This window comes from Streptomyces sp. NPDC005722, from assembly GCF_040630935.1.
Lineage (GTDB): Bacteria > Actinomycetota > Actinomycetes > Streptomycetales > Streptomycetaceae > Actinacidiphila.
The window spans coordinates 1-8,779 of record NZ_JBEXYN010000093.1; the positions used below are offsets into that span (position 1 = coordinate 1).

9 protein-coding genes and 1 tRNA gene are annotated in these 8,779 nt (G+C 72.4%); 6 read left to right on the forward strand and 4 right to left on the reverse strand.

Annotated elements, in window-relative coordinates; all coding sequences use genetic code 11:
- Positions 1–92, reverse strand: a 92-nt coding sequence (locus ABZ479_RS41230) for a CoA transferase (protein WP_354803300.1), incomplete at its 3' end; no start/stop codon positions are given.
- A gap of 187 nt (positions 93–279) precedes the next feature.
- On the opposite strand from ABZ479_RS41230, the gene sucC reads away from it, so the two are divergent.
- The 5 genes from sucC to ABZ479_RS41255 all read left to right on the forward strand — a co-directional run bounded on the left by sucC (position 280) and on the right by ABZ479_RS41255 (position 4,506).
- The gene (gene sucC, locus ABZ479_RS41235; RefSeq protein WP_500466386.1) at positions 280–1,419 is read left to right on the forward strand and encodes an ADP-forming succinate--CoA ligase subunit beta; all 1,140 of its coding nucleotides are present in this window, start codon (positions 280–282) and stop codon (positions 1,417–1,419) included.
- 5 nt (positions 1,420–1,424) lie between these two features.
- Positions 1,425–2,300, forward strand: a complete 876-nt coding sequence (sucD, locus tag ABZ479_RS41240; RefSeq protein WP_500466387.1) for a succinate--CoA ligase subunit alpha — start codon at positions 1,425–1,427, stop codon at positions 2,298–2,300.
- Positions 2,297–2,749 carry a carbonic anhydrase gene (locus ABZ479_RS41245; protein ID WP_500466388.1) on the forward strand — a complete coding sequence of 151 codons (453 nt, stop codon included), beginning with the start codon at positions 2,297–2,299 and terminating at the stop codon, positions 2,747–2,749. Before sucD ends, ABZ479_RS41245 begins: the two co-directional genes overlap by 4 nt.
- Positions 2,746–4,290, forward strand: a complete 1,545-nt coding sequence (locus ABZ479_RS41250) for an aldehyde dehydrogenase family protein (protein ID WP_500466389.1) — start codon at positions 2,746–2,748, stop codon at positions 4,288–4,290. The genes ABZ479_RS41245 and ABZ479_RS41250 overlap by 4 nt, the downstream gene beginning before the upstream one ends.
- A 128-nt stretch (positions 4,291–4,418) precedes the next feature.
- Positions 4,419–4,506, forward strand: a tRNA-Leu gene (locus tag ABZ479_RS41255).
- Between the two features lie 124 nt (positions 4,507–4,630).
- Here ABZ479_RS41255 and ABZ479_RS41260 read toward each other — a convergent pair.
- The 3 genes from ABZ479_RS41260 to ABZ479_RS41270 all read right to left on the reverse strand — a co-directional run bounded on the left by ABZ479_RS41260 (position 4,631) and on the right by ABZ479_RS41270 (position 8,316).
- Complete coding sequence (locus ABZ479_RS41260) at positions 4,631–6,037, reverse strand: FAD-binding oxidoreductase (RefSeq protein WP_500466390.1); 1,407 nt, start codon at positions 6,035–6,037, stop codon at positions 4,631–4,633.
- An 81-nt stretch (positions 6,038–6,118) separates the two neighbouring features.
- The gene (locus ABZ479_RS41265) at positions 6,119–6,682 is read right to left on the reverse strand and encodes an NADPH-dependent FMN reductase (protein WP_500466392.1); all 564 of its coding nucleotides are present in this window, start codon (positions 6,680–6,682) and stop codon (positions 6,119–6,121) included.
- Between the two features lie 617 nt (positions 6,683–7,299).
- Complete coding sequence (locus ABZ479_RS41270) at positions 7,300–8,316, reverse strand: helix-turn-helix domain-containing protein (RefSeq protein ID WP_500466391.1); 1,017 nt, start codon at positions 8,314–8,316, stop codon at positions 7,300–7,302.
- 317 nt (positions 8,317–8,633) lie between these two features.
- On the opposite strand from ABZ479_RS41270, the gene ABZ479_RS41275 reads away from it, so the two are divergent.
- The coding region (locus tag ABZ479_RS41275) for a CoA transferase (protein ID WP_500466393.1) at positions 8,634–8,779 on the forward strand (146 nt) is incomplete at its 3' end.

Sequence of the window (8,779 nt, forward strand, 5' to 3'; positions counted from 1 at the left end):
GCACCCAGCCACGCCAGCAACTGCGTCGCCGACGGACCCGACTGGACATGCGTCATGTCCAGAACACGAACACCCTCCAAAGCCTTCGTCACAACCAAGGTTCCTTCCGGTCCGGGGGCCGGTGAGCAGGCCGATCGCGAGATTCCGTTCTGCAGTCTGTACATTGCATACAGCCGACGAATACTGTATGCAGACGTTTATCCCGCATGGACGACCCGGTGTCCAGAGGTCTGCACCGGATTATCGTTCGACCCCGAGTCAGGGCAGGTGCGTTTGACGATGGATCTGTTCGAGTACCAAGCACGGGAGCTCTTCGCGCGGCACGGCGTCCCCGTGCTCGCCGCCCACGTGGTGGACGACCCCGCCGAGGCCCGGGCCGCCGCCGAACGCCTCGGCGGACAGGTCGTGGTGAAGGCCCAGGTGAAGACCGGCGGCCGGGGCAAGGCCGGCGGCGTGAAGCTCGCCTCCGACCCCGCGGACGCCGAAGCGAAGGCCGGCGCCATCCTCGGCATGGACATCAAGGGCCACACGGTCGGCAAGGTCATGCTGACCCCGACCGCCGACATCCAGGACGAGTACTACGTCTCCTTCCTCCTCGACCGCGCCGAGCGCACCTTCCTCGCCATGGCCTCGGCCCAGGGCGGCATGGACATCGAGGAGGTCGCCGCCACCCGGCCGCAGGCGCTGGCCCGCGTCCCCGTCGACGTCGCCGAGGGCGTCACCGAGGAGAAGGCCCGGCAGATCGCCGAAGCGGCCGGACTCCCCGAGGAGACCGTGCCCGTGCTGATCGCACTGTGGGAGGTCTTCACCGCCGAGGACGCCCTGCTGGTCGAGGTCAACCCGCTGGTCCGCACCACGGACGGCCGGGTCCTCGCCCTGGACGGCAAGGTGTCCCTCGACGCCAACGCCCGCTTCCGGCACCCGGTCCACGAGGCCTACGAGACCCCCGGCGAGGGCGACCCCCTGGAGGCCGCCGCCCGCGCCAAGGGCCTCAACTACGTCAAGCTCGACGGCACCGTCGGCGTCATCGGCAACGGCGCGGGGCTGGTGATGAGCACCCTCGACGTGGTCGCCCACCACGGCGCGGCCCCCGCCAACTTCCTCGACATCGGCGGCGGCGCCTCCGCCCAGGTGATGGCCGACGGACTCGGCGTCATCCTCTCCGACCCCGACGTCACCTCCGTCCTCGTCAACGTCTTCGGCGGCATCACCGCCTGCGACGCGGTCGCCGACGGCATCGTCCAGGCGCTCGGCCAGGTGGAGCTCACCAAGCCCCTCGTCGTCCGCCTCGACGGCAACAACGCCGAACGCGGCCGCGCGGTCCTCGACGAGGCCGCGGCGTCGCTGGGCCCCCTCGTACAGCAGCTGGACACCATGGACGGCGCGGCCGCGCGGGCCGCCGAGCCCGCAAGGAGCTGATCGCGATGGCCATCTTCCTCGACCGCAACAGCAAGGTGATCGTCCAGGGCATGACCGGCTCGGAGGGCATGAAGCACACCCGCCGCATGCTCGCCTCGGGCACGGACGTCGTCGGCGGCGTCAACCCGCGCAAGGCCGGAACGAGGGTCGAGTTCGACGGGCGCACCGTCCCGGTCTTCGGGTCGGTCAAGGAGGCCGTCGGCATGACCGGCGCCGACGTCAGCGTCGTCTTCGTGCCGCCGCCCTTCGTACGCGCCGCCGTCGACGAGGCCGTCGACGGCGGGCTCGGGCTCGTCGTCGTCATCACCGAGGGCGTCCCCGTCCACGACACGGTCGCCTTCCGGGCCCGCGCGGTCGCCTCCGGCACCCGCGTGATCGGGCCCAACTGTCCCGGGCTCATCAGCCCCGGGCAGTCCAACGCGGGCATCATCCCCGCCGACATCACCACCGCCGGCCACATCGGCCTGGTGTCGAAGTCCGGCACGCTCACCTACCAGTTGATGTACGAGCTGCGCGACCTCGGCTTCTCCACCGCGGTCGGCATCGGCGGCGACCCCGTCATCGGCACCACCCACATCGACTGCCTGCGGGCCTTCCAGGACGACCCCGAGACCGAACTGATCGTCATGATCGGCGAGATCGGCGGCGACGCCGAGGAACGCGCCGCCTCCTACATCTCCCGCCTGGTCACCAAACCGGTGGTCGGCTACGTCGCCGGCTTCACCGCGCCCGAGGGCAAGACCATGGGCCACGCCGGCGCCATCGTCTCCGGCTCCTCCGGCACCGCCCAGGCCAAGAAGGAGGCGTTGGAGGAAGCCGGCGTCAAGGTCGGCAGCACCCCGTCGGAGACCGCGCGGCTCGTCCGCGGGCTGCTGCGGTGACCGCCCCCGTACGGTCCGCGGGCGTCGAGCAGCTGCTCCTGCGCAGGTACGACGTGGGCGCGGCACTCACGCCGATCGACCTCAAGAAGAAGGAGGCCCGCACCGGCGTCGCCATCGTCGCGTGCATGGACTCCCGGCTCGGCGTCGAGGCGATGTTCGGGCTGCGGCCCGGCGACGCCGACGTCATCCGCAACGCCGGCGGGTGCGTCACCCCCGACACCCTCCGCTCGCTGCGGATGAGCCAGCTGGAGGGAGGCACCCGCGAGATCGTCCTGGTGCACCACGAGGACTGCGCGGCGCTCGGCGACCCCGCCGAGGACCTCGTCACGTGCATCACCCGGGTCCGCGACGCCACGGAACTGCCCCGCACCGAGATGGTCAGGGGCTTCCTCTACACCCGTGGCGGGGCGCTGCGCGAGTTCCGCCCCGACCGGGCGGACCAACCGTGACCCTCGCCCTCAAACCCGGGACGGCCTGGGCGGACGCCTGGCGGCGGTGCCTGCGCGCCGCCCCCGAGGCGTTCCATGAGGACCGCGTGCTCAACCTGTGGGCCGGGGCCTGGCAGGCGGACGGCCGGATCCTGCCGTCCGTGAGCCCCGTCGACGGCACCCCCGTCGCCGGGGCGCCCCGGCTCGGCGCGGACACCGCCCGGCGGGCCGTCCGCGCCGCCCTCGACCAGCACCGCGCCTGGCGGGTGATCCCCGTCTCCGAGCGCAGAGCCCGGGTCTCGGCCGCCCTGGACGCCCTCAGCGAGCACCGCACGCTGCTCGCCCTCCTCCTGGTCTGGGAGATCGGCAAGCCCTGGCGGCTCGCCCAGGCGGACGTCGACCGGGCCCTCGACGGCGTCCGCTGGTACGCCGGGGAGATCGACGACATGGTCGAGTGGCGCCGCCCGCTGCCCGGCCCGGTCGGCAACCTCGCCGGCTGGAACCACCCGATGAGCGTCCTCGTGCACGCCATGCTGGTCCAGGCGCTCGCCGGCAACGCCGTCATCGCCAAGGTCCCCGCCGAGGGGGGACTGGCCTGCCTCACCCTCGCGTGCGCGCTCATCGCCCGCGAGGACGTACCGGTCACCCTGGTCAGCGGCGGCGACGACCTGGCGGCGGCACTGGTACGGGCGCCCGAACTCGGCTGCGTCTGCTCCGTCGGCGGCCGGGACCCGGGCGTCCGGCAGGCCTGCGCGGACGCCGACCCGGGCGGACGCCACGTCCTGGGACAGGAGGGGCTGAACACCTGGGGCGTGTGGGACTACAGCGACTGGGAAACCCTGTCCGGTCACATCCGTGGGACCTTCGCCCACGCCAAACAGCGCTGCACCGCCTACCCGCGCTTCGTCGTGCGGCGCGAACTCCTCCCCGACTTCCTGTCCGCCTACCTGCCCGCCGTGCGCGACCTGCGGTTCGGCCACCCGCTCGCCGTGGACGACCCCGGGGACGACCTCCCCGGACTCGACTTCGGGCCGCTGATCACCGCGGCCAAGGCCAAGGAACTCGACGACCTCGTCTCCGAGGCCGTCGACCACGGCGCGGTCCCGCTGCACCGCGGCAGCCTCGCCGACGCCCGCCTCCTGCCCGGTCAGGACACCTCCGCCTACCTGGCGCCCGTCACCCTCCTCAACCCGCCCCCCACCTCCCCGCTGCACCGCACGGAGCCCTTCGGCCCGGTCGACACGATCGTCCCGGCCGACACCGAGGCCGAACTGCTGGCCGCCATGAACACCGGCGGCGGCACCCTCGTCGCCACCCTCTCCACCGACGACGAGGACACCTACGCCCGCCTCGCCCCGCGGATCCGCGCCTTCAAGGTCGGCCACAACCGCCCCCGCTCCCGCGGCGACCGCGCCGAGCACTTCGGCGGCCTCGGCGGCTCCTGGCGCGGCGCCTTCGTCGGCGGCGACCTGCTCGTCCGCGCGGTCACCCGCGGCCCCGCGGACGAGCGCCCGCCGGGGAACTTCCCCGGCTACCACCTCATGCCGCCCGAGCCCGGGTAGCTCCCCCCGGTGCCGGGGCCGACCGGGCCCCGGCACCCCGTGCACCCAGCGGATACGCAGGTGAAACCCACCCCGAATCCTTGGTATCGTTATCCGTGTCGCCGCGGGGCCAGCCCCGCGCATCACCTGTCCGGGTGGCGGAATGGCAGACGCGCTAGCTTGAGGTGCTAGTGCCCTTTATCGGGCGTGGGGGTTCAAGTCCCCCCTCGGACACCACCGTTGACGGTACGGATACGAGGACCTCGACCTTCGGGTCGTGGTCCTCGTCGCGTTGTGCGTGACGGATGGTGACCCCCGGGCTGCGCAGAGCGGCCTCCCGGGGGGCTTCCGGCGTCGCCCGTCAGCCGGGCGGGATGTTGTGGTTCACGCGGAACGTGTTGGCCGGGTCGTAGGCCTTCTTCGTGGCGGTCAGGCGCCGGAAGTGGTCGGTGCCGTAGACCTCTTCCAGTTGTTCGGGGTCGGTGGCCTCTTCGGTGGAGAGGAAGTTGACCATCCTGCGGTCGTCCGCCCAGGGCTCCATCGCCTTCATGACACCGTCGAGTGCGCCGCCGAGGAACCCGGCCTGGTCGGGGCCGCCCACGCCGAAGCCGAAGAGGACGAAGGGAAGGCCGCGGGTGGAGACGGCGTTGGGCACCGCGGGCTCCCGGTCGAGCGCGCCGCCGAGCATGCGGATCTCGACGCTCGCCAGCGGGGAGTGCGACCCGGGACCGAGCAGTTCGACCAGTGCGTCGGCGGCCTCGGCGGGGAACGCGCGCAGCATCGTCGTGCGGTCGTAGTAGGGCATGGGCGTCGGGGGGTCCAGGTGGATGGCGCCCATGGCGGTGTAGGGCATCTCGCCGACGGTGTCGACGAGTGCGGGTGCGGCCGCGCGCAGGGTTGCGATCAGCCGCTCGCCCTCGGCCGCCGGCCCCAGGAAGGCGAAGCGCACGTGGACCACGAACGCCCCGCGCAGCGGTTCCGGCAACTCGGGCAGCGGGGGCAGGCGCTGCACGGCCAGCGAGGAGGACATCTCCTCCGGCATGTCGGACTGCCAGGTGCGCCAGGTGTGCAGGAGGTCGGCGAGGTGTTCGCCGGGGAAGTGGATGCCGCCGCCGTAGAAGCGGGTCAGCGGGAACAGGTCGAACTCCAGCGCGGTGACCACCCCGAAGTTGCCCTTGCCCCCGAGCAGGGCCCAGAACAGTTCGGGATCGGTGTTGGCCGTGACGTGGCGCAACGCGCCGTCGGCGGTGACCACGTCCAGCGAGCGGACGTGGTCCGCCGCGTATCCGAGGCTCCGGCCGAGGACGGGGCTGAGTCCGCCCCCGAGGGTGTAGCCGGCCACGCCGACCAGTGGCGCCGAGCCGCTCACCGGGGCGAGGCCGACGGTGGCCGCCTGGTCGATCACCTCCTGCCAGATCACGCCGGCCTCGACGCGTGCGCGTCGCCGGTCGGCGTCGATGGTGATGCCCTTCATGCGCCGTGTGCTGATCAGTACCCCGCCCCGGGCGGGGTCGACCTGCTGGTGGCCCGTGGTCTTCACCGTCACGGGCCGGCCGTGGCGGGCCGCGAAGGAGACCGCCGCCCGCACGTCGGACGCGTCGGCGGCGCCGACCGCGAGCGCCGGCTCCAGCGAGAGGTTGAGGTTGTAGATCTCGCATTCTGCGTCGTAGCCCTCGTCGCCCGGCAGCAGGACCGGGCCACTCACCAGCGATGCGAGTTCGGCCGCCTCCGCAGCCGACACGGGTCTGAAGCGGTCGTCAAAAATCATGATGTCCTCGTGGGATGTGGCCGCGGGCCGGCGGCTCCGCGGTGCCGGACCCGCCCCGACCGGGGCGGGCCCGGCGGATGGTCAGGCGTCGGCGCGCAGCGGCCGCAGGGCCTTCGACCAGGCGACGACCTGGTCGAGCGTCGCATCGAGGGTGGAGCGGTGGTGGGGGCCCGGCTTGAAGACGCTGTAGTTCTCGAAGTCGGTCAGGAGGGACAGCGCGACCTGCGCCCGCACCGTGGCGATCTGCAGTTCGCTCGCGATGAGGCGCAGGTGCTCCACGGCGCGGATGCCGCCGCCGGAGCCGTAGCCCACGAAGCCGGCCGCCTTGTTGTTCCACTCGGCGTACAGGTAGTCGAGCGCGTTCTTCAGGGCACCCGTCGTGGAGTGGTTGTACTCGGGGGTCACGAACACGTAGCCGTCGAACTCGGCGATCTTCGCCGACCAGGCCTTGGTGTGGTCGTTCTGGTACTGCCCGAACGCCGGGGGGAGCGCCTCGTCGAGGAGCGGCAGCGGGTAGTCCGCCAGGTCCACGAGCTCGAACTCCGCGTCGGAACGCTGCTTGGCGATGTCGAGGACCCAGTCCGCCACGGCGGCGCCGTTGCGCCCCGGGCGGGTGCTGCCGAGGATGATCGCGATCTTGGTCATGTCGTGCCTTTCGTCGGTGCGGCGCACGGCAGGCAGGGAAGCGGTGCCAGGCGCCGGAGGGTGACGCGTGCCGGCAGCCCGGGTGCGGTTCCGTCACGGGACTCGTCGGGAGGGTGATCGGGTGCTTCGGTGAACCCGCTCCCGGCCGAGGAGGGCGTACGCGAGCCGGCTCCTCCGGGGGCGTCCGCCCTCGTCGAGCAGCGCGGGCCCGGTGCCGACGTCGTCGTCGGTGGGGACAGTAGGGCGGCGCCACGGCGAAGGCAATCAGGGTGAGATGCCGGATGTGTCCGCTGATGGGCGCGCGTTGCGCGGGACGGCGTGCCGCCCGGGCCGGGCGCCCGTGAGCCGTCGGCCGACCGCCCGTCGTCCCGCCGCATCCCCGGTTCCCAGGGGCTGTGCGGCGCCGGTGGTGCGTCACGCCGTGCAGGGGCCCGGAGCTCCGGTGGTCGGGTCGCGGGGCCGGGCGCCAGGGCCGAATCCCTGCACGGTGAGGCAAGCCGGGCGGCGGATCCCTGCGCGGAGAGGCAAGACGACGACCGGTGTCCGGCCTACCTTGGGGACGTCGCCCCGTGACGGGGGAGGGGAAGGCCGCTTCACCGCTCAAGCAGCGGTGCCGGTCAGGGCGTTCCGGACGCCGGGTGGGACCGGGCTGTCGGCGGCGGGAAGTCCTCTGTGCCGGCCGCCCGTTCCAGCCGCCATTCGCGGGGGCTCGATCCGTACGCCGCCTTGAACACGCGACTGAAATGGGGTGCGCTGGTGAATCCCCACCGGTGGGCGATCGCCTCGATCGTCATGAATCGCCGCGCCGGCGAGGCCAGTTCCCGCCTGCACTCCTCGAGGCGCTGCGTCCTGATCCACGCACCGAGGGAGATGCCCGCCCGGGACAGGGTCAGGTAGAGCTGCCGTACGGAGACGTGGTGCTCGGCCGCGATGCGTGCCGCGGTCAGATCGGGTTCCGCCAGATGGCGGCGGACGTATTCCTCGACGCGCTGGAGGAGCGTGCCGTGCAGGGGCCCTCTGGCCAGGTCGTCACGGCCGGCGCCGGTGGTGACCACGGCCCTGATCAGGTCGACGCAGGGCTGCGCGTACAGGGCGGCCTCCGCCGCGCCGACGGGGGTCCGGCTGCGCGCCATCCGGGCGAAGAACGCCGCCGCGGCACCCATGAGCGGGTGCTCCGCGCCGATGCGCGCGGCGGTGACCTGGCCGATCAGGGACGACCGCAGCCCCAGGACGTGCGTGGGGACGCGCACGGTGACCGCGTGCACGGTGCCGTCGAAGAAGATCTCGTAGGGCTTGGCGTTCTCGATCACCGTGAGGTCCCCCGCCCGGATCACACCCCGTCTGCCTCCCTGGCCGAACCGGGTGACCCCTGCTTCCTGGAGGACCACGAAGACGTGCGGCTCCATGTCCTCCTCCGCCGCCTGGGTGGTCGCCCGCCGGAGGCCGGCCACGTTCCAGTCGATTCCCGTGACCTCGACCGGCCCCACCGTGGTGATGTCCGCGACGGCCCGCAGACGGGCCGGATCCGGCGGGAGATCCACCTCTATGCGGCCGTTCACCGACCGCGAGAGTTCACGGATGGCGTCCGCGCGGTCGCCGGGAGCCAGTGACCCCACGTCGAACCGAATCGCCATGCGGGTTTCCTCCCAGGCCGGTCGCACGGCACGCATTGCCGGCTGGCCCTCCACGGTACAGCGGCCGGACGATCCGGTCCGGGCATGTGGTTGCATCATGCACACACCGAACGTGGCCGGTCGGTGCAGGTGCGGGTGTGCGTGCCGGTGCCGGTGCCTCGCCCCGGGCGGGGTTGGGGGCGCGGCCGGTCGCCGTCGCGGTGCGCCCGGCGGCTCCGCGCCGCCGGCCGGTACGGGCAAATCTTTGCCCGCGTTCTCTGGACATCCACCGCGTCGGCCGCAACCATGGTTACTCCATACGGTATGCAATCTGCAGTATGGGATCCGACGTACCATCCCCGACCCGTCGTTGGACTTGTGAGGTGGCCGTTGTGACGAAGGCTTTGGAGGGTGTTCGTGTTCTGGACATGACGCATGTCCAGTCGGGTCCGTCGGCGACGCAGTTGCTGGCGTGGCTGGGTGC

Excerpts from the sequence above, each read along its gene's own strand:
- ABZ479_RS41265 (WP_500466392.1), bottom strand. The coding sequence starts at position 6,682 with ATGACCAAGATCGCGATCATCCTCGGCAGCACCCGCCCGGGGCGCAAC.
- sucD (WP_500466387.1), top strand. The coding sequence starts at position 1,425 with ATGGCCATCTTCCTCGACCGCAACAGCAAGGTGATCGTCCAGGGCATG.
- ABZ479_RS41260 (WP_500466390.1), bottom strand. The coding sequence starts at position 6,037 with ATGATTTTTGACGACCGCTTCAGACCCGTGTCGGCTGCGGAGGCGGCC.
- sucC (WP_500466386.1), top strand. The coding sequence starts at position 280 with ATGGATCTGTTCGAGTACCAAGCACGGGAGCTCTTCGCGCGGCACGGC.
- ABZ479_RS41270 (WP_500466391.1), bottom strand. The coding sequence starts at position 8,316 with ATGGCGATTCGGTTCGACGTGGGGTCACTGGCTCCCGGCGACCGCGCG.